At 37.3% G+C, this 18,289-nt stretch carries 20 protein-coding genes and 2 pseudogenes; 19 read left to right on the forward strand and 3 right to left on the reverse strand.

Annotated features, from left to right (window positions below; genetic code table 11):
* The first annotated feature begins 30 nt into the window (after nt 1-30).
* The 15 genes and pseudogenes from HXT33_RS02450 (at nt 31) to HXT33_RS02520 (ending at nt 11,792) form a co-directional block, all read left to right on the forward strand.
* Complete coding sequence (locus HXT33_RS02450; RefSeq protein WP_050567752.1) at nt 31-1,683, forward strand: recombinase family protein; 1,653 nt, start codon at nt 31-33, stop codon at nt 1,681-1,683.
* Nucleotides 1,684-1,749: 66 nt separating this feature from the next.
* Complete coding sequence (locus HXT33_RS02455; RefSeq protein ID WP_421787434.1) at nt 1,750-2,361, forward strand: CadD family cadmium resistance transporter; 612 nt, start codon at nt 1,750-1,752, stop codon at nt 2,359-2,361.
* A gap of 310 nt (nt 2,362-2,671) precedes the next feature.
* A complete protein-coding gene (locus tag HXT33_RS02460) occupies nt 2,672-2,866 on the forward strand; it encodes a hypothetical protein (protein ID WP_004136333.1) in 195 nt (64 codons plus the stop codon).
* 132 nt (nt 2,867-2,998) lie between these two features.
* Nucleotides 2,999-4,171: an ATP-binding protein gene (locus HXT33_RS02465; protein WP_004136335.1), complete on the forward strand. Its 1,173-nt coding sequence runs from the start codon at nt 2,999-3,001 to the stop codon at nt 4,169-4,171.
* Nucleotides 4,172-4,863: 692 nt separating this feature from the next.
* A complete protein-coding gene (locus HXT33_RS02470; RefSeq protein ID WP_004134760.1) occupies nt 4,864-5,013 on the forward strand; it encodes a hypothetical protein in 150 nt (49 codons plus the stop codon).
* A gap of 3 nt (nt 5,014-5,016) precedes the next feature.
* Nucleotides 5,017-5,502, forward strand: coding sequence for an NUDIX hydrolase (locus HXT33_RS02475; RefSeq protein ID WP_421775753.1), 486 nt, complete (start codon nt 5,017-5,019; stop codon nt 5,500-5,502).
* 31 nt (nt 5,503-5,533) lie between these two features.
* Nucleotides 5,534-5,632 (forward strand): annotated as a pseudogene (locus HXT33_RS02480) (conjugal transfer protein TraG); the annotation flags it as partial.
* 334 nt (nt 5,633-5,966) lie between these two features.
* Complete coding sequence (locus HXT33_RS02485; RefSeq protein WP_004136349.1) at nt 5,967-6,107, forward strand: hypothetical protein; 141 nt, start codon at nt 5,967-5,969, stop codon at nt 6,105-6,107.
* A gap of 247 nt (nt 6,108-6,354) precedes the next feature.
* Nucleotides 6,355-6,789, forward strand: coding sequence for a hypothetical protein (locus HXT33_RS02490; protein ID WP_004136351.1), 435 nt, complete (start codon nt 6,355-6,357; stop codon nt 6,787-6,789).
* 129 nt (nt 6,790-6,918) lie between these two features.
* Entirely contained in the window at nt 6,919-7,215 is a 297-nt protein-coding gene (locus tag HXT33_RS02495) for a type II toxin-antitoxin system RelB/DinJ family antitoxin (protein WP_004136353.1), read from the forward strand.
* A gap of 13 nt (nt 7,216-7,228) precedes the next feature.
* Nucleotides 7,229-8,512 (forward strand): hypothetical protein, encoded by a 1,284-nt coding sequence (locus HXT33_RS02500; protein WP_032841621.1) that lies wholly within the window; start codon nt 7,229-7,231, stop codon nt 8,510-8,512.
* A 360-nt stretch (nt 8,513-8,872) separates the two neighbouring features.
* Nucleotides 8,873-9,517, forward strand: a complete 645-nt coding sequence (locus HXT33_RS02505; protein ID WP_004136357.1) for a helix-turn-helix transcriptional regulator — start codon at nt 8,873-8,875, stop codon at nt 9,515-9,517.
* Nucleotides 9,518-9,719: 202 nt separating this feature from the next.
* Nucleotides 9,720-10,226 (forward strand): GNAT family N-acetyltransferase, encoded by a 507-nt coding sequence (locus HXT33_RS02510; protein ID WP_004136359.1) that lies wholly within the window; start codon nt 9,720-9,722, stop codon nt 10,224-10,226.
* 9 nt (nt 10,227-10,235) lie between these two features.
* Nucleotides 10,236-11,176, forward strand: a pseudogene (locus HXT33_RS02515) (hypothetical protein).
* A 370-nt stretch (nt 11,177-11,546) separates the two neighbouring features.
* Nucleotides 11,547-11,792 carry a hypothetical protein gene (locus tag HXT33_RS02520; protein ID WP_116793902.1) on the forward strand — a complete coding sequence of 82 codons (246 nt, stop codon included), beginning with the start codon at nt 11,547-11,549 and terminating at the stop codon, nt 11,790-11,792.
* 39 nt (nt 11,793-11,831) lie between these two features.
* On the opposite strand, the gene HXT33_RS02525 is transcribed toward HXT33_RS02520, so the two are convergent.
* The 3 genes from HXT33_RS02525 to HXT33_RS02535 all read right to left on the reverse strand — a co-directional run bounded on the left by HXT33_RS02525 (nt 11,832) and on the right by HXT33_RS02535 (nt 13,174).
* Nucleotides 11,832-12,071 carry an IS3 family transposase gene (locus HXT33_RS02525; RefSeq protein ID WP_410314686.1) on the reverse strand — a complete coding sequence of 80 codons (240 nt, stop codon included), beginning with the start codon at nt 12,069-12,071 and terminating at the stop codon, nt 11,832-11,834.
* 293 nt (nt 12,072-12,364) lie between these two features.
* Nucleotides 12,365-12,640 carry a type II toxin-antitoxin system RelB/DinJ family antitoxin gene (locus HXT33_RS02530; protein WP_116793903.1) on the reverse strand — a complete coding sequence of 92 codons (276 nt, stop codon included), beginning with the start codon at nt 12,638-12,640 and terminating at the stop codon, nt 12,365-12,367.
* 123 nt (nt 12,641-12,763) lie between these two features.
* Nucleotides 12,764-13,174: a hypothetical protein gene (locus HXT33_RS02535; protein WP_004136366.1), complete on the reverse strand. Its 411-nt coding sequence runs from the start codon at nt 13,172-13,174 to the stop codon at nt 12,764-12,766.
* Between the two features lie 684 nt (nt 13,175-13,858).
* Here HXT33_RS02535 and HXT33_RS02540 point away from each other — a divergent pair.
* The 4 genes from HXT33_RS02540 (at nt 13,859) to sstT (ending at nt 18,188) form a co-directional block, all read left to right on the forward strand.
* Nucleotides 13,859-14,155 (forward strand): type II toxin-antitoxin system RelB/DinJ family antitoxin, encoded by a 297-nt coding sequence (locus HXT33_RS02540; protein ID WP_016636925.1) that lies wholly within the window; start codon nt 13,859-13,861, stop codon nt 14,153-14,155.
* A 422-nt stretch (nt 14,156-14,577) separates the two neighbouring features.
* On the forward strand, nt 14,578-15,168 hold the full coding sequence (locus HXT33_RS02545) for a hypothetical protein (RefSeq protein ID WP_116793904.1): 591 nt from the start codon (nt 14,578-14,580) through the stop codon (nt 15,166-15,168).
* Between the two features lie 322 nt (nt 15,169-15,490).
* On the forward strand, nt 15,491-16,804 hold the full coding sequence (locus HXT33_RS02550) for an MFS transporter (protein ID WP_421787440.1): 1,314 nt from the start codon (nt 15,491-15,493) through the stop codon (nt 16,802-16,804).
* 127 nt (nt 16,805-16,931) lie between these two features.
* A complete protein-coding gene (gene sstT / locus HXT33_RS02555) occupies nt 16,932-18,188 on the forward strand; it encodes a serine/threonine transporter SstT (RefSeq protein ID WP_004136379.1) in 1,257 nt (418 codons plus the stop codon).
* Nucleotides 18,189-18,289: the final 101 nt, after the last annotated feature.

The raw sequence follows: 18,289 nt of genomic DNA on the forward strand, positions 1-18,289 counted from the left end.
TTGAAGGCTGTCGGAAAGGAGGAAAAACAGATGAATAAACTAAATAGACAGCCTTCTTATACTCTAGATAATGTAGGCAAGATAACGGCACTTTACTGCCGTTTATCCAAAGACGATGAATTACAAGGTGACAGCAATTCCATTATCAATCAAAAGAGCATGCTGAAAAAGTATGCCGAGGATAATCATTTCAACAATCTTATGTTCTTTGTAGACGATGGCTACTCGGGTACTAATTTCCAGCGACCTGATTGGCTTAAATTAACTGCTCTCATTGACGAAGGAAAGATTGGAACCATTATCGTCAAGGACATGTCACGCTTGGGTAGAGATTATCTGCAAGTTGGTATGTATACAGAGATGGTATTCCCTAACGCTGATATTCGCTTTATTGCAATAAATAACGGCGTAGATAGCAATAATCAGTCAGACAACGACATGACACCTTTCATCAACATCTTCAATGAGTTTTATGCTAAAGACACAAGCAGAAAAATAAAAGCTGTGTTTAAAGCAAAAGGACAAAGTGGGAAGCCGCTCTGCATCAATCCTCCTTACGGATATCTTAAGGATCCTGAAGATAAAAATCATTGGATTGTAGATGAAGAAGCTGCCAGTGTAGTGCGTGAAATCTTTAGACTCTGCGTTAATGGGTATGGGCCTAGCCAGATTGCCAATGAGCTAATCAAAAGGAATATTCCAACACCTTCTGAGCATTTTTTCTCTCTTGGTATTAAAATTCCTTCCGCGAAATCGGAGATTAAGGGAGTCTGGAATCAAAAAACTATCTCTAATATGCTTGAAAAGCAAGAATATCTTGGGCATACGGTCAATTTCAAAACAAGAAAGAAATCGTACAAGTGCAAGAAAACATTATTGAATCCCAAAGAAGACTGGCTAATTTTCAAAAACACACACGAAGCAATTATTGACCAGGAAACTTTTGATATTGTTCAACGTATAAGAGATGGTAGACGAGTGCGTACCAATCTTGGAGAGATGCCGGTGTTATCGGGAATGCTATTTTGTGCGGATTGTGGTAACAAGCTTTATCAGGTTCGAGGAAAAGGTTGGAGCCATGATAAAGAATACTTTGTCTGTGCTACATATCGTAAGCAAAAAGGCAAATGCTCATCACATCAAATTAGAAATATTCAGATCGAAGCAATACTGCTTCACGAGCTACGAATGATTACTTCATTTGCCAAACAGCACGAAGAAGAGTTCGTGGGACTTGTGATGAAGAAAAGCGAGAAAGAACTAACCCAAAAGTTAAAGTCCTCTAATAGGGAACTCGAGCAAGCAAAAGCAAGAATTAGCAAACTTGACACAATTGTTCAGCATCTCTATGAAGACAACTTAGACGGTAAAATTTCTGATGAACGATTTAAGAGCATGTCTGAGTCCTACGACAAGGAACAAGCTGAACTGAAAAGCAAGATTGAATCCCTTGAAGCCTTTATTTCTAAAGCGCAAGAGGAATGTCTCAACGTGGATTCTTTCTTGAAATTAGTACGACAATACACAGATATACAAGAACTTAATGCAGAGATCATTCGAACCTTTGTAGATAAGATTTATGTTGAAAAATCTGAAAAGGTAGCAGGTACAAGAACCAAGAAACAAACCATATGGATACAGTGGAATTACATAGGTGCAGTTGATATTCCACTCCATAAGTAAAATCGGCGTAGCCGGTAGTAATACCGATTACGCCGATAATTTTTTAGGAATTAAATCCCTAAGTGAATGCCCCTAATAGTATCCGCTTTATTAGTTTTTGTTTCTACATCCATTGACTACTTAGTTGTTTTGACTATTTTATTCGCTAGTCAAGGAAAGAAAGGTTTGAAATCAATTTATTTAGGGCAGTATTTAGGTACAGGACTGCTTGTACTGGCTAGTCTTATTGCCGCTTACTTTTTAAATTTTATTCCACAAGATTGGATTATCGGACTCCTTGGTCTAATTCCGCTAGGTCTTGGTATAAGAGCAATTTTTGTGGATGAAGATATTGATGAAGAAGATATCGAGGGGAAAATTACCGGAAATGGATCAAAAATCTTAGCATTTACAAGTTTAACAGTGGCAATGGGTGGAGATAATTTAGGAATTTATATCCCTTATTTTACAGGAAAGAGTTTGATTGAGATTAGTATAAGTTTAGTAATATTTGCCTTAGGGATTTTGATTCTATGCAAATTATCTCAAAATCTCGCCTCAATTTCTGCTATCGGAGAGACTGTGGAAAAGTACGAAAAAGTAATTGTACCTGTCGTGTTTATTGGACTCGGTCTCTATATATTGATTGAAAATGGAACTATTAATTATTTCATAGGTCAAGTCCTAAAAGTGGTGTAAATTCATTTCCTTCCCTTTATCTGCTATTTTTATGTTCAAACTCAAACGAGAAAAATAAGTGGTGCTTCCCACCGTCACGGCGCTTCACCGTGCTATAAGATGCAGGAGGCTGATTAGCCGGGTGCATTTTAGTCCTTGTATAGCAGGGGTTTGCGATGGCTATCGTTAAAAGGTTTAATGCGAAGTGGCTTTAAGCTGGGTTTTCGCGATTTTTGAATGCGATTTTGCTGTCGAGTAGTTGTGCGCTCTAGTTGCTTATGTTTTGGGGAACAAAATGGTATAAAAATTGTAAAAAAGTTCCCTACATTATTTGATTTCTCACGGTAACGGTTTGCTGGTTATTCCAGGAAATAAGGTTTCTGAGTTTAAGAAGTTGCTTGTTGGGTATTACGAAGGTGAAGATTTGCAGGCTGTGACTGATGTGTTTGCTTGCGTTAGTGAGGATGATTGGAAAGCACGGTGTGTAAAATACATGTCATCAAATCATAAAGGGCAAAATATTTAGTGTACGGAGCAATTCTTTTGCTGCGTGTTTTTTACTCGTAAAAGATAAGTTGACCATTTTGGGCGTAATTTTAAAGTTGAACTTGAAATTTACGCCCAAAATGTATACCCTATTATGAAAAGGGAGTCTTTTATGATAAAAAGAAAAGTTGCTGAAAAGTTGGTGCAAGTTTCCAAGCAAGTGCCTGTAGTTACTGTAATCGGGCCGAGACAATCTGGTAAAACTACCCTAGTAAAGGAGTGTTTTCCAGAATACAATTACGTCAATTTAGAAGATCCTTTTACTAGAGCGTTAGCTACAGAAGATTACCGAGGATTTTTTGCAAGCTACAAAGAACCTCTTATTATAGATGAAGTTCAGCGAGTGCCTGAGCTTCTTTCAGCAGTGCAAGTTATGGTTGACGAGGACAGAGAGAGAAATGGACGATTTATACTAACTGGAAGTCATCAATCAACCCTGCAAAAAGAAATTTCTCAATCTTTAGCAGGTAGAACGAGCATAGTAACGCTTCTCCCATTAAGCATGGATGAACTTGCCGAAGATGGACGTCTAGGTAAATTATCTGCCGATAAGTTATTAATTCAGGGTTTTATGCCTGAATTATATAGGGAAAATTCAAGAGAAAGCAGTGTGTATTATCGCGATTACTTGAATACCTATGTGGAAAAAGATTTACGCGAAATGTTGGAAGTTAAGAATTTGGATAAGTTTCTACGATTCTTAACCTTGCTTGCAGGCAGAGTTGGGCAAGTTGTAAATTTGTCTTCTATGTCTGGAGATGTTGGCGTTTCATCTGCAACTTTGTCGCAATGGCTGTCAGTACTTGAGGCATCTTATATAGTGTATAAGTTACAGCCATATTTTTCTAACATTTCAAAGCGGCATACCAAATCGCCAAAAATCTATTTTACAGAAATTGGATTGGCTTCATACTTATTGGGAATTGAAACAGAAAATCAAGCGAATAGAGATCCGTTACGTGGAAATCTTTTTGAAAATCTAATCGTTTCGGAAGTCCTAAAATCTCGATTGAATGAGAATAAAACTCCTCAGCTGTTTTACATGAGAACAGAAAAAGGTATAGAGGTGGATTTGATTATAAAGAAAGAAAATGCTTTATATCCGATCGAAATAAAAACATCAATGACACCTAATAGATCGTTTTCTAAGAATTTGCTATCTTTTGTAGATGCGGAAGAAAATGCAAAGAATCCTAAAATTATTTATACAGGACAGTCATACCCACAATTTAATGGCGTTGAGTATGTTAACTTCAAGGACATGAAAAATTACCAGATGTTCTAGATGACGCTGGTATAAATGCTTATGCATTGTCAAGCGAAATAAACAGACGGTCGTTACTATGGGATTGAAATCTCTACGAACTGAGTCATCTGTGCTGTGTGGCTTTACTGGTGTATTAGTAGGACGCTTGGCGGATTTTAGTTCCGATGTTTGGCGGCGTTCGTTAAGATGATTGGAAAGCGCTGTGCAAAAATGAGAGAAAACAAATTGGCGGTCGGTTGCGCTCATTTGTCGGCAGAAATTGCGCTTTCAACGGAAATTGCCAATCGCACTTGCTACTACGCAACTGCTGTTTCATCTATAATTTCACCATAATCATGATGAATTCGAGTTTGAAATGGAGATGTTTTTATGATTTTAGCAGATAAAATATTGGAACTGCGTAAACAAAACGGTTGGCCGTTGGCTGCATTGACTTACGGAGTAATAGAAGTAGTGCTCAAAGTGTGGAGGCTTGGAAAGAAATAAGTGACTTTCAGCGTCGATTTTGTGGCGAATAACAGGTGTTATCCAGACGAAATATGGTATGCTTGCGCTTATATTACCCCCCCCCAAGGAGTGAAAGTATGATTAAAAATGTCGTACATATAGGCTTTAACGTCGTGGGTGTGGACATTTTTTAGACAGCCACACCCAGCCTTCTTCTGTTCTCGATAAGATTTATTCCTCCAAGTTATCAAGTCTCTTATTTGATGGCTGGTGAAGAGACTCGTAGTAGGGAATTTGGTGTTTATCGATTGGTTAAGGATAATTATCCTAAATATGTTTTATTGATGGATACAATGAATTTTTCGCAAGAAGGTATTATACACAAATATTTACCAGATTTTCTAAAGGAGTAAACTATGGAACATAATTGCGGATTTATTAACGATAAAAAAGCATTTAGATATAGAGCAGCAGCCATCATAGTCGAAGAAGGTTGTGTGCTATTTGCAAGAAATGATGAGGACGACTATTACTACTCAGTTGGCGGAGCGGTTCACATGGGCGAGACATCAGAAGAAGCCGTCAAGAGAGAAGTATTTGAAGAGACAGGTCTTAATTATGAAGTAGATCACCTTGCCGTCATACACGAGAACTTCTTCATCGGCAGCTCTGGCTTAAAAGGAGTAGACTTCCATGAGCTGACATTCTACTACATGATGAAACCCATGGGCAAAAGAGATTTTACGAGCCAAAGCACTACAGAGTCAGGTGCTAAAGAGACAATGCATTGGTTACCTATAGATGAGCTTGATAAGTGCAAGGCTTACCCGACATTTATGAAAGAATATCTTAAATCGGAGCATAGTGGAATAGAGCATATAATTTCAGATGAAAGATATTAATGAATCCAGCTATTATGGCAAGAGATCGTTACATAAACATTATTTCTTAGAAGATTATGACAATAATAATGTGTTTGATATTGAAGAATATATAAAGAGAAAAGGCAAGGTTAAGCTTAATAGAAGGTCAAACACTCACTTTGGTGTGAATTCATTTCCTTCCCTTTGTCTGCTATTTTTATGTTCAAACTCAAACGAGAAAATAAGCGGGGCTTCTCACCATCACGGCGCTTCACCGTGCTATAAGATGCAGGAGGCTGATTAGGTGGGTGCATTTTAGTCCTTGTGTAGCAGGGGTTTGCGAGGGCTATCGTTAAAAGGTTTAATGCGAAGCGGTTTTAAGCTGGGTTTTCGCGGTTTTTGAGCGCGGCTTACTATTTTCAGTCGAGTGATTATTAATTTGATTGCTTGTGTTTTTGGGGAACAAATCGGTGTAGAAATTGTAAAAAAGTTCCCTACATTATTTGATTTCTCACGGTAATGGCTTGTTGCTTATTTCAGAAAATAAGGTTCCTGAGTTTAAGAAGTTGCTTGTTGAATATTATAAAGGTGAATATTTGCAGGTAATTGCTTCGTTTATGAGGGAATATCGTTGGAAGTATTAAACGTGCATGACGATATTAATTCTTCTGGTTCTTCTGTTTCGTGAATCTTACTGTTTATGAAAAGTATAGTTTGCTAGTAAATGAAGAGATTAGTGTCGATAATCTAGACAAATTAATACGAAAAAGTAATATATTTATTAAGATTATTACAGTAATCAGAGTGAATTGTAGATCTTGTTTGCTTAATAATCTGTTTTATAATCATTTAATCCAAAGTTGTGTTAATGAAAAGGAAGGTAATGGTGTTATGAGAAGTAAAACTATTTTTTGTAAAAACATTTTTCAAAGTTGTCTTGTTATGCTTCTGCTGCTAGGTTCTCTCTTTTCTCTTGCGGGATGTGCCGACGATGATGAGAAGGCGGCGCTTGCGTCGTATCATTGGGAAACAGTGGCGGTGTCTCAAGAAGAGTTTCGTATACCAGAAAACTATATGAATAAGGATGAGTTGTATCTCTTTGTGTCACGAGATATTCTGGATTCTCATTATGATTTGTCTAAAGTCACTCTTGGAGATAAGCCCGTCAAATTAGTTGACTCACAGTTTAATTTGCCTAGTTCAGGACTTAAAGCTTTATTTTTAGTTGGGAAATTTGATTTAAAAGACAAGTCAAGTTCTGATGTTCTTAAAGTACCAGGGATTAATAAAACAGGTAATGTTGCTATAGGCTATAAGAAGAAATAGTAGTATTTTGCACTAAATTATTAGTGAGAATGTTGAAAGCGTATATATCAGTCGAGACATCCTATTCATGTAAATTGTATTGCAATATGCGATACAGTATTTATGGTGTGTTTATGGAGATTGGTTGATATGGCAGTTACTAAAACAGCGAATGTGAATGTGAGAATACAAGAAAATATTAAGCAGCAGGCGGAGCAGATTCTGGAAACTATTGGAATTACTAGGGCTACTGCTATTGACATGTTTTATCGTCAAATCATTCTTAATAACGGTATTCCGTTTTCGCTTACTATTCCAAAGTCGCTTCCAGCACAAGATGATATGGATGAGAAAACGTTTAACGCGTTGATGGATAAAGGCTATGATCAGGCGGTTCAAGGTGATAGTTATTCGATAGATGATGTTTTTGAAGAGCTTGAACGATGATAGGAACAGAAAAATGTCAGATTCATCGATGAAAGAGAAGGAAAAGCAGGAACATACTCCCAGAGAGGAGAAAAATCCACTATATTGTGAATCACATGAGCAAATATGTGAGAACCTTAACAGTGCAAATAAGGAATTGCCAAAGTATAAGGTTTTGCGGCTGAGTGCGGAAATCTTTTCCATCTTAATGATTATTGGAACTGCTTTTATGGCGTCCAATAAGCTACAGCTTTTTGGATGGATCACTTATTGTTTTGCAATTCTGTTTCTTGTTGGAGTTTCTATTATTTGGGTTATTTGTGTTATTTGGCAGCGCAATATACACAGTCGTTTTCGGAGTGCGAATGTAGAGCGTAACAAATCTTTTCTTAGCTATGGTAAGCAACAGGGGAAGAGTAGAATCTCACTGGTTCTTTATTACTTTTTTGTGTTAAGTGGTATTCTAACTGCATTCTTTGGAATAACTGCGGTACGTCTTCCAAATCAGTGGCTTTTGCAGACTTGGGCGTATGTTATATGCGCGGCAATGCCAGTTGTTTGGATTATTACGATTGCTCTTGTATGTGTCTTCTATAATCTCTATCTTATTTCGCGTGTACGGAAGATAGGTATAAGAATTGTACTTCGTTGTCTACATGTTCTGCTTTGTGTGCTGATTATCTTAGGTCTTGGATTTTTTGACGTTTTGTTTATTGTTGGTAGATATTCTGTGAAACAAAATGATAATGGTACATACACAGAGCACGTGGATGATATGTATGCTCCTTTTGAGTATTATCTTTATAAGTCTGAAGGCCCATTTTTCCTTAAGTATCTTCGACCAATGAAAGATTCAAGTGATACTGATCCAAAAATAAGTGAATCTGAGTGGTATAGCAGAATCGATCGCAATAACAGGAAAGATACAAGATTAAAAGATACAAGATTAAAGGCTGAAGAGCCAGAGAAAAATTCCGATTTGCATGATGACACTGAGCGTGATTTAGAATCAAAGAGGGAAAGAAATGCAGCGCTTAAGATATTTGATAAGTATTTTGCGGCGAAAGGATTTACGTTTAAGGAGAGTTATACTGCGAAGGGGGATATGTATTTTGTTCTGAGTGAAAGCCGTTCGGACATTACTTATCTGCAGTATAACAGGGACTCTCAGGATGGAAAATGTGGTCTTTATATTCTGTTTAAGGCTTCAAAATCTTCAAATGGAAGCTGGTCGCCGAGTGATGCTCATATGCAGAACACTTATACTTATGAATATAGCACTGGACTAATTGCAAAGAGCAGTAGGGCATATTGGTAGTAGGGCAGAGTGGTAGTAGGCAGAATTGTTGGATGCCAGAATCGAAGAGTATCTGAAGATTGCCAGATAGTGATTGTCAGATAGTGATTGTCAGATAGTAGAATCCATATTTGCGTGCTCTAGTTGCTTATGTTTTAGGGAACAAATCGGTGTAAAAATTTTAAAAAAGTCCCCTACATTATTTGATTTCTTATGCTGTTACAGTTGGTAACTATAGTGTTTCACCTTGTTTCTTTTTCCGCTGTAAATTATTTGTTAGTTTGTAATTAGGCGGTATCTAAATCAAATATTTCAATACTAATTTGGTTTCCGTCAAGTAATTTCATGATGTGTAATAACTGATTTGAAAGGAGTTGTGTTATGAGTAGTGTTATATCTTTGGGAGAAAAAATTAGAAAGGCTCGTCTGGAAGCTGGGTTGACGCAGGAGGAGCTTTCGGAATTATTGATGGTATCTCGTGCTGCTGTAGCAAAATGGGAAACGAATCGGGGTTTGCCAGATATAGAGAATCTGAAATTTATTGCATCTGCTCTAAGCGTGAGTGTTGATTATCTTTTGGATGAGAACAATAGCGTTGATTTTTCTATTACTAAGAAACCTATTAATCTCAATAAATATGGTTTCGACGGTAGGTTGAGCGGTTTTAAGAAGCTGAAAATTAAAGAGCAGATTGTATTAGATGAATATCATGACTCAGAAATCAATATGCTAACTGTTGTTAAGACTTATAACAGTTCATCTGAGAAAATGGTGGATAATTTTGTTGGATGGTTTTCTACTCTCCTTGGAGGATTGCCATTGTTTGGCATATATGATTTCAGTAAAGCTGTTTCTACTCTTGGGGCTGATCAGTATTATTTGGTGGATAAAAAAGATAAGCAGTATTTCGTGCTTATAACTGATGAGTATATTATTAGCAGAATTATGGGGGTGGCGTTTAATAGTAAAAAGTTCCGTATTGGAGATAAAGAATTTATGAAAGTTGGTTTGCTTCGTAATAAGTAGTAAATGGGTGGAAAGAAAAATTTTATGTATTCAAAAAGCCTGCACTTATTGGAAAAATAAAAAAATTTTTCTTTAATAAAGCTTGTATGTGTGGTTTTTTTTTTAATAGTAATACTATTAAAGCTAAACAGCCTGGTATGGATTCTAATTTTAATAGAATTGTATTCTTATTAGAATTGCATATTAAAAATAAGGAGAACTTATGAAATTAATTAGACCAGATAGTAAATATATTCAAGGTTATATAGAAGCAAATGAAGAAGATGAAATTTTTAGGCCGAATGCAGAAAGACGTTTTATACACCCTGAGACAATTATAGAGAGTTCTTATAACTATGAACATGGTATAAATTTACCTGAAAATTATGTTAAAGCTACTACATTTTGGCTGATAGATAATGAAAAATTTATTGGTGAAATTAATATTAGGCATGAATTAAATTCTTTTTTAATTAACTATGGTGGTCACATAGGGTACGAGATTAGACAGTCTGAATGTATGAAGGGCTATGGAACGAAAATGCTTTCTATGGCACTTACATATTGTAAAGAGACTTTGAATCTACATAAAATTTTGATTACATGCGATGATGACAATATTGGCTCGATACGAGTTATAGAAAATAATGGTGGAATTTTAGAAAACAAAGTGAAAAATAGCTTATCAAGAGGAAATGTTACGACAAGAAGGTATTGGATTAATATATAGGAGAAGATGATGAGTGAGATGAAGGTAAGGCCAGTGCTTTTTAAGCATGCTTTTTGGGGTCATGTGATTACAGAAACTGTTGCTGGCGTTTGCACTCTTATTATTGCGTTGCTTGTACAGCAGTTCGTAGGCCACCGCGTACTAGGTTGGGAAACTGTGGTCATACTCGCGTTGAGTGTTGTGGTGTTTTCGCTGCTAAGTGCAGCGTATCTTCAGTGGAATAGGCATCGTAGACCAGATGACGGGTCTGGTGATTTGCTTATTGGAATCATCGATTTTGTGCTCAGGCTTCTGGTGACTTCTGGTATTGCTTTATTGCTTGTTTCCGATATCACGCTGCTAAGCATTATTATTGGTGCAGCGATTACTAGTGTGTTGCTGTTTGTTTTTGAAAAGCCTTGGCAACGCGGGATGACGGATGCGCAATTACAGGAAGCTTCACAGAAAGCTGTTGAGCTTGGCGTTCAAATGCTTGAAGAAGAGCGCGTAAAGCGCGCGAGGTGAGCAACATGATTGCATTACAGCATGCGAGCACAGGTAAAACAGGCGTTCCTAGAGGTGTGTCTCTAACATTCTCCTCGTTAATCGTTGCGAATATGCTGATGGAAGCAGTATACGATGTCGTCATATTTGTGCTTGCATTGATGTTGCAATGGTGGATGCTTTGTACTATCGCTGGCTGGTGCACGCTACTCGTCATGTTCTTGGGCAATATGCTATTTTCTTGCGCGGCAGCTGCGGTTATGGTTCTGATGGGCGCATTGAAGACTGATCAACAGAAATGCCCAACAAAAAGTTGGTCTTTTTTGACTATTTCTGTATTGCTTAGACTGCTTATCTTCGGTGTTCTCGCTTGGCTTCTTACACCGAGTTTGGCATGGGTGAGCGTAGTCGTTGGTATTGTGCTTACCGATATTATTTTCGTTATCAAGCAGCACACTAAAAGGTGAATTTTTAATTTGTTTCGTTTATAATAGAAACAAATGTAAAAATGATAAATTTATCGACTATAATCGAAAAAGACTTGCAGCTGAGAATTTGGTGTTTATCTATGCACCCAAGGTGGTTTATGTAAAAGTAACCATAAAAGTAATTACAATAGAAGTCCAAAAAAGTCCTAGTTTTTGCTGCAAGAATCCCCGTGAAAGGGATAGCATAACCCTATTTCTATTTGTTACAAGTAAAACTTAGAACACCTTATACATTTTATGTGTTATCAAAAATAACAACAACAATTGTATGGCAAAAAATTATTGGATAGAATGAGTATTAAACCTATTTGGTGTGCGACTCCGTGGAGTGAGTGAGGAGGATATTCTTATGTACAAGGTTCTTATGTTCGTGCTGAAGTTGGTTATGTTTACAGCTGTGAATTTTATGTTCCTTTACTTGTCGATGGTGGTATACGGCCATGATTTTGGTGTGATGTTCAAAACGTATGGAAATGCGCTCGGTCCGCTTATGTTTATGCTTGCTTTGATGACAACGATGTCGTTGCCTAATGAAGGAACTATTTTTGAGGGTAAGCGGCAAAAAAGTGTGTCTAAAAACCCGAGTTATCGTTGAAATACCAAGGAAAACTCGCTGTAGTTAAGCTGAAAAAGCTTAACATTTAGTATTACTTGACATTGAAAACAAAAGGGGCTTAGGACAATTTTTAGACATTTTGTGCAACCATAGCACGATGTTCCATAATTGTCTTTTAAGCCCCATTTTAATTCTGTGATTGTTGTAAAAATCAATATAAGTATGAATAGCTTGACGTAATTCTTCTGTACTATCCCAGCTGCTGCGACTTAGATAACAAATTGCGAGAAAGTTATGCAATGAGAACGTTATTTGCAATTTTTATATTGCGAGCATGCTGTTAGCGATTAAGCCCTCACTTTGGTGTAAATTCATTTCCTTCCCTTTATCCGATATTTTTACGTTCAAACTCAAACGAGAAAAATAAGTGGTGCTTCCCACCATCACGGCGCTTGATCGTACTATATGATGCAGTAATGCGAACATAAAAATCGTGTATGACAGTCAAAAAATCCCATTCATGTAAATTGTGTTGCAATATGCGATACAGTATTTTATGGTATGTGTATGGATGTTGATTGATATGGCATTCGTGAACTTAACGTTGTACATCAGTCTTGCAACAACGCTTTCTTAAGGTCTTCCATAGAGGAATACGATGGTACGTTAGGGTCTCTGGAAATTCTTCTAGCTTCTTGCATGGCCGCTAATGTTTCGGTATTAAACTTTGGGATTTCTACTTTAAAAGGAAGTCCTCCATGCAAAACGCATTGGCGTAAGAAGATGTTTACGGCACTTGACATATCGATGCCGAGTTTGCTAAACAGTTCATTTGCTTCTGTTTTGACATTACTATCAATACGAATTTGAGTAGGACTTGTTGTCATAGTATTAGCTCATTTTAAGACGATTATGATACGATTGGTATACGTTGTCAAGCGATAAATAGGCAATCACAAGCGTCGAGACTATAGTATTGATGTCAAGGGCAGATTAGGTGGGTGCATTTTTTAGGCTTTGTGCTTTTTGTTTCTTCTTCGTAAAAACTCTTTAACAATGATTGGAATTATAGTTGGGATACATTCAAGAGTAATAAAAAATGTAATGTACGTGCAAGTCCAGCTACTACCCAATTGCCGAGGAGACTCTTGTAATATCAATAAATCAATAGCAGGGGCGATAAGCGCGATAGCGATGGTTTTACAAACTCCTAAGTTTTCGAGTGTTTTTTGATTGACAACAATCGAGTAAAGAAGAATTTTTGTTAAACCAAGTGCATGAGCTATAACAATGAGTAAAAAGGGTGAGTCATAAACAATTTCCCAATCGAGTGATTTAAGAGAATTGATAATAAGTCCTAAAAGAGGGAGTAATAATGAAAAAAGGAATAATCGTATAGCTTGATATACAGATTTCTTCATAACTAACCTCCTTAAATTTATATAGTCAAGTGGATGCCTACTGTCATAGACAGACTATTTTTCACTCATTTTACGTTAATTTATCTTACTTAGAAAGTTGGGATAATCATATCCGATTAAAATCTAGCGGTCATGGGCAGACAGGACTTAAAGAACTGGATAAATACGGCATTGATTATCATATCGTGAAAACATATCCCAATGGGGTGAGGGTTGGATATGTGCCGAATTATAAGGCATCGAAAAAGAAGAATGGTGTTAATCAAGCGTGGTTTTCGGCTAGCTGGACAAGTAAGGGCATGGTCTTTTTGTTACAGCATCTAGGTTTTCGCAGAAAGCTAAGGATTATGCTGACAATCATCATATTATTTGGTTGATGGTGTGAAGCTTGCAAATCTTATGATTAAGCATAATTTTTGTGTTTCAACAAGAAAAACGTTTGAAATTAAAACGATTGATACTGATGCTTTGCTTGAATATCAAAATGAGTAGTGTTTTGTGTAAATTTTGTGACTTGATTTTATTATGTTTTAAGTTTATTAGCTGGTTTCTTACGGTTTTTGAATGCGATTTGGCTTTTAATATTACGGATAAGTGTAATTTTCTAATGCTAATGTTAATGCAGTGACATTGCAATGCCAATGCAATGTTGTATAATCATTGTAAGAAATAAGGGGTTATTATATGGCGAAAACAGCTAACTTGTATACTCGTATTGATCCGGAGTTAAAAGAGCAGGCAGAGTATATATTGAATTCTTTGGGTCTTCCCCCTTCGAGTGCTATTACCATGTTTTATAAGCAGGTTGTTTTACAGCAGGGGCTTCCTTTTGATGTGAAATTGGGTTATAGAGAGCCGCGTGATGTGAGTTCTATGACTCAAGGTGAGTTGAATGATGAGTTGGAAAAGGGGTATGAGTCGGTTTTATCTGGTGATGTGAAGCCTGCGGATAAGGTTTTTGCGTCCTTGCATAGGGCATAGGGTTCGTGTCGTGTGATAATTTTCTTATTTTTTATTTTGTTTTTGAAGAAAAGCATGAAGTTGTGGTTTCTCGTGTGCTTTATTGGAAAAGAGATATTGAGAAAGTTATAAATGGCAATTAAACCTTTTAACGATAGCCCTTCCTATCGTTAAAGCGTGAACTCACTTTGCCACACATCTGTTTATGTATGGAATAAAATCCTGTAGATTATCGGATGATTTTTAGTTACAATTATTTTGTAGATTGCATATATGCATTCTTTGCCCATAATTTACATCCCGTCAGTTTTATTAAACTCAAAGATGATTTGTGCTACGAGATGAATAAATATTAGGCAGATGATGGTGAAGAACAGGGTAAAGATTGAACATGAGAATCGTAGCTGCAATTAGGTAAAGATTAAGTTGTAGAGGAGGTATAAATGAAGCATATCAAGCATTATGCTTTTTTGACTGTGTTAGTTTGCCTTATGTCACTTATTTCAGGTTGTAAGAATCAAAATAGTTTTAGCGATAATAATAGAGAGCAAAAAACAGAAAATCAAAAGTCTGCAAGGAATGAAAAGCACTCAGAAAATAATGAAGATGTTGACTGGAAAGAGGTAACTGAAAATGGTGTTGATGAAACTTTGCTTATAAAAAACATAGATAAAAAGGTTCTCACGTATGTGGCTAAACAATTACAAAACCTATGCGACGAAATTGGTGAAAAGGGGCGCAAAGTTAAATACTATTGGCTGACAGGGCAATGGTATAACGATGTAATATATTCTAAACAATATAATGGTGTCTTGTTGTTAGGCAAAAAAGCAATGAAACCATTGTTCCTAATAATATATAAAAGCAAACAGGCTGGAATGTATGAATGGGTTTGTAGTAAAGCGTTAGATAAAATATCTGGTTTTGATTTCTCGGGATTAAATAATGGTGCAGGATGGAGTAATTCTAGAGAATTTTTAAAGGCATTTACAGATAAAATTATTGAACAAAAAATTAGCAAACAAAAAAATTAGCAACTCTCTGTTTACAATTGTCTTGGATGCTTACTAGGCAAGGTGAAACTGAGTATTATCAAGTCTATTATTTGTGATTGTTACTGGAGAAACTCGTAGTAGTTTTAGGATAGTTTCTCACGGTTTTAGATGCAATTTTTGCTTTTTTTTTAAACAAGAGTATTGTGTTATTAAATTTGTCAAATAAGCTATTGGATTTGTGTAGTTTGTAGTGAATTATTTAAGTTTGGTAGCAATTTGAGAGTAGTTATGTAAGTTTGCATGTAAGTATTCATGTGAGTTTGCATTATTTTGAAAGAGTTTTAGGGGAGAGCTGGTTGCTGTGAAGTCAATTTTTAGCAAGAATAATATTTTTATTCGTATGAGATCTATTAGTCCAGCATTGCGCTGGGCGCTTGTTGGCTTCTGTTTTTCTATGCTTGGCAATCAGGCGTATGAAGGCTCGGTTTTGCCTTCGATTATTATTGTGGGCTTGCCGGCTTGGGTGATTGGTTTTCGTAAGACTTTTATGACGGTTGCCGATTTTCTTTCGCCATGCTCTGGTTGGATTGTTGATAAGCTTGGCGGTTTTCGCGCTCTTGCTATGACTGAAGGCGTAGAAGGTGTGCTCAGTTTGCTGCCGCTTCTTATGTTTGGCTCTTCTGCGTGGAAGTGGTCGCTTGTGGCTCTTTCTTGCGCATTGTTGATTACTGGTCAAGTGATTGATATTGCTAGCGAAGTTTTTGAGGTTGATGCTGCCGGCGGCGATGACGGCATGATTGTAAACTACAGTGGCATTGTGAGCGTTTTGGCGAGTGTTACAGGAACCTTGCTCGGCTCTCCGCTTGGATCTTGGATTGCAAGCTGGTCGATTCCTGCGGTTTTGGTTTTCTCATCCGTGACTTCTTTTGCGGCTTGCGCTACGCGATTTATTATGAAACAAGACATTGCGCAAGCGTCTTGCGAAGTAGAGGAAGCGTCGCAAGATGTAGAGAATGAATCGCAAGCGATTAGTGAAGAAGGAGAAGTATCGCAAGTATCGCAAGAAAATGACGTTGATTCCAAATCTACATCCAATAAATCTGCAGCTAAGCAATCTGCGAATCCATTAATCAAGAGTAAAATCATGCTTCTTGCTGGATCTCTTTTGGTTGCTTTTATTCCTGCATGCTCTGTTTCCTATATTCTTCTCGGTCTTGGTAAGCAATATGGTTCTAACTCTTTAACAGTATTGTATATTTTCACTGGTGTAGGAAGCGTGCTCGCGTCCGTTTTGTATGCGCATTCGTCTCAAAAACTCGGTTTAAGAAAAGTTGCGATTTTAGGTATTGCTGTGAGCTTAGCTGCTTATTGCTTTATGTTTATTAATCTTTTGCCAATGATGTGCTTCGCATTCTTACTTGAAGCGATTGGCGGAATGCTACTAGTAGAGCCGATTATTGTTGCGCGTCAGATTCTGTTTAAAGGAAGTGCGCTCGCTAAGTTTTCTGGTTGGGCGCGTCTCGCGTTTGCGATTGGTGCTACTACTGGATCTTGGATTGGATTTGCATTCTCGTCTACGTTCCAATGGCAGCTTTTGCCTATACTCGCGCTGATTTTCACAGCAGGATTGCTTGTTGTTTTGCCGCAGTTGCCAAACACGAGCTACGCAGATTAGACGATTTGCATATATATGCACACTTATGTATAATCTGTAAAAAATAAAAAATAAAAAATCTTGCGAGTATGAATACAAATAAAAGAGTATAAAATATTCTGCACAAACCAAATTACAGGAGACTCTCATGCACAAGATTATTCAAAAGTGGAATAGCATTGACCTTATTCTGCGTATTGTTATTGGTCTTTTTCTAGGCGCTGCACTTGGTCTTTTTGTGCCAGCTCACGTTTATGTGCTAGATCTTATGGGAAAGCTGTTTGTAAGCGCACTTAAATCTGTTGCTCCGATTTTGGTATTCTGCCTGGTGATTGGTGCGCTTGCAAAAGCAAAAAGTGTTGGAAACATGAAGCTTGTAATCGTGTTGTATGCACTTTCTACGTTTATTGCAAGCCTTATAGCTGTATGTGCAGCCATGATTTTCCCTGTTGACTTCACTTTTGCTCATGTTGCAGCAGCGTCTTCGCCATCTCCTCAAGGAATCGGCGAAGTTCTTAATTCTCTTGTGCTAAATATTGTTGTAAACCCTGTAGATGCTCTTGCTAAGGGAAACTTTATTGGTATTTTATTCTGGGCAATCGCGTTTGGTGTAGCACTTCGCTTGGCTGAGCCTTCCACTAAAGCATTCTTTGACAACGTTTCGTCTGCTATTGGAAAAATTGTTCACTGGATTATTAACGCAGCACCTTTTGGCATTATGGGTCTTGTTTATACAACAGTGGCAAGCAATGGTCTTCGTATTTTTAGTGAATACGGTTCCGTTATTGCCTTGTTAGTATGCACTATGGCTGTTGTTGCTTTGATTGTAAATCCTATTTTGGTTTTTGTGCTTACTGGAAAGAATCCGTATCCTCTTGTATTGAGAACATTGCGCGATTCTGGAGTTACAGCGTTCTTTATGCGTTCTTCTGCTGCAAATATTCCTGTAAACATGAATTTGTGCGAAAAACTCGGTTTTAATAAAGACAATTACTCGGTTTCTATACCACTTGGATCAACCATTAACATGAGTGGTGCTGCTATAACGATTTCGATTATGGCTTTGTGCGCTGCTCACACGCTCGGGATTTACGTTGATATTCCAACAGCTGTGATTTTGTCTGCGCTCTCTGCAGTTAGCGCTGCAGGCGCATCTGGAGTGGCTGGTGGCTCGCTTTTGCTTATACCTCTTGCGTGCTCGTCGTTTGGTATTTCAAACGATATTGCTATGCAAGTAGTTGCTATTGGCCTTATTATTGGCGTGATTCAAGATTCGTGCGAAACTGCGCTTAACTCTTCAACAGATGTTCTCTTTACGGCAGTTGGCGAATATCGCATGTGGCAGCGTGCAGGTCTTAAGTTTAAGATGGGCAAGGATCACGAGCCAGTGCAACTTAAAAAGTAGCTGTTGTAGCTGTTGTAGCGGTTGCATCTGTTATTAAGTATTATTATTAGTGCGCGTTCTTACGTTCTTACGTTTTAAATCGCGCACTTTTGCTATGTTTT

This window comes from Gardnerella sp. DNF00753, assembly GCF_049244275.1.
GTDB lineage: Bacteria > Actinomycetota > Actinomycetes > Actinomycetales > Bifidobacteriaceae > Bifidobacterium > Bifidobacterium greenwoodii.

Excerpts from the sequence above, each read along its gene's own strand:
- HXT33_RS02530 (WP_116793903.1), bottom strand. The coding sequence starts at position 12,640 with ATGACAACAAGTCCTACTCAAATTCGTATTGATAGTAATGTCAAAACA.
- HXT33_RS02455 (WP_421787434.1), top strand. The coding sequence starts at position 1,750 with ATGCCCCTAATAGTATCCGCTTTATTAGTTTTTGTTTCTACATCCATT.
- HXT33_RS02490 (WP_004136351.1), top strand. The coding sequence starts at position 6,355 with ATGAGAAGTAAAACTATTTTTTGTAAAAACATTTTTCAAAGTTGTCTT.
- HXT33_RS02540 (WP_016636925.1), top strand. The coding sequence starts at position 13,859 with ATGGCGAAAACAGCTAACTTGTATACTCGTATTGATCCGGAGTTAAAA.
- HXT33_RS02465 (WP_004136335.1), top strand. The coding sequence starts at position 2,999 with ATGATAAAAAGAAAAGTTGCTGAAAAGTTGGTGCAAGTTTCCAAGCAA.
- HXT33_RS02470 (WP_004134760.1), top strand. The coding sequence starts at position 4,864 with ATGGCTGGTGAAGAGACTCGTAGTAGGGAATTTGGTGTTTATCGATTG.
- HXT33_RS02520 (WP_116793902.1), top strand. The coding sequence starts at position 11,547 with ATGTACAAGGTTCTTATGTTCGTGCTGAAGTTGGTTATGTTTACAGCT.
- HXT33_RS02505 (WP_004136357.1), top strand. The coding sequence starts at position 8,873 with ATGAGTAGTGTTATATCTTTGGGAGAAAAAATTAGAAAGGCTCGTCTG.
- sstT (WP_004136379.1), top strand. The coding sequence starts at position 16,932 with ATGCACAAGATTATTCAAAAGTGGAATAGCATTGACCTTATTCTGCGT.
- HXT33_RS02450 (WP_050567752.1), top strand. The coding sequence starts at position 31 with ATGAATAAACTAAATAGACAGCCTTCTTATACTCTAGATAATGTAGGC.
- HXT33_RS02495 (WP_004136353.1), top strand. The coding sequence starts at position 6,919 with ATGGCAGTTACTAAAACAGCGAATGTGAATGTGAGAATACAAGAAAAT.
- HXT33_RS02545 (WP_116793904.1), top strand. The coding sequence starts at position 14,578 with ATGAAGCATATCAAGCATTATGCTTTTTTGACTGTGTTAGTTTGCCTT.
- HXT33_RS02510 (WP_004136359.1), top strand. The coding sequence starts at position 9,720 with ATGAAATTAATTAGACCAGATAGTAAATATATTCAAGGTTATATAGAA.
- HXT33_RS02500 (WP_032841621.1), top strand. The coding sequence starts at position 7,229 with ATGTCAGATTCATCGATGAAAGAGAAGGAAAAGCAGGAACATACTCCC.
- HXT33_RS02475 (WP_421775753.1), top strand. The coding sequence starts at position 5,017 with ATGGAACATAATTGCGGATTTATTAACGATAAAAAAGCATTTAGATAT.
- HXT33_RS02535 (WP_004136366.1), bottom strand. The coding sequence starts at position 13,174 with ATGAAGAAATCTGTATATCAAGCTATACGATTATTCCTTTTTTCATTA.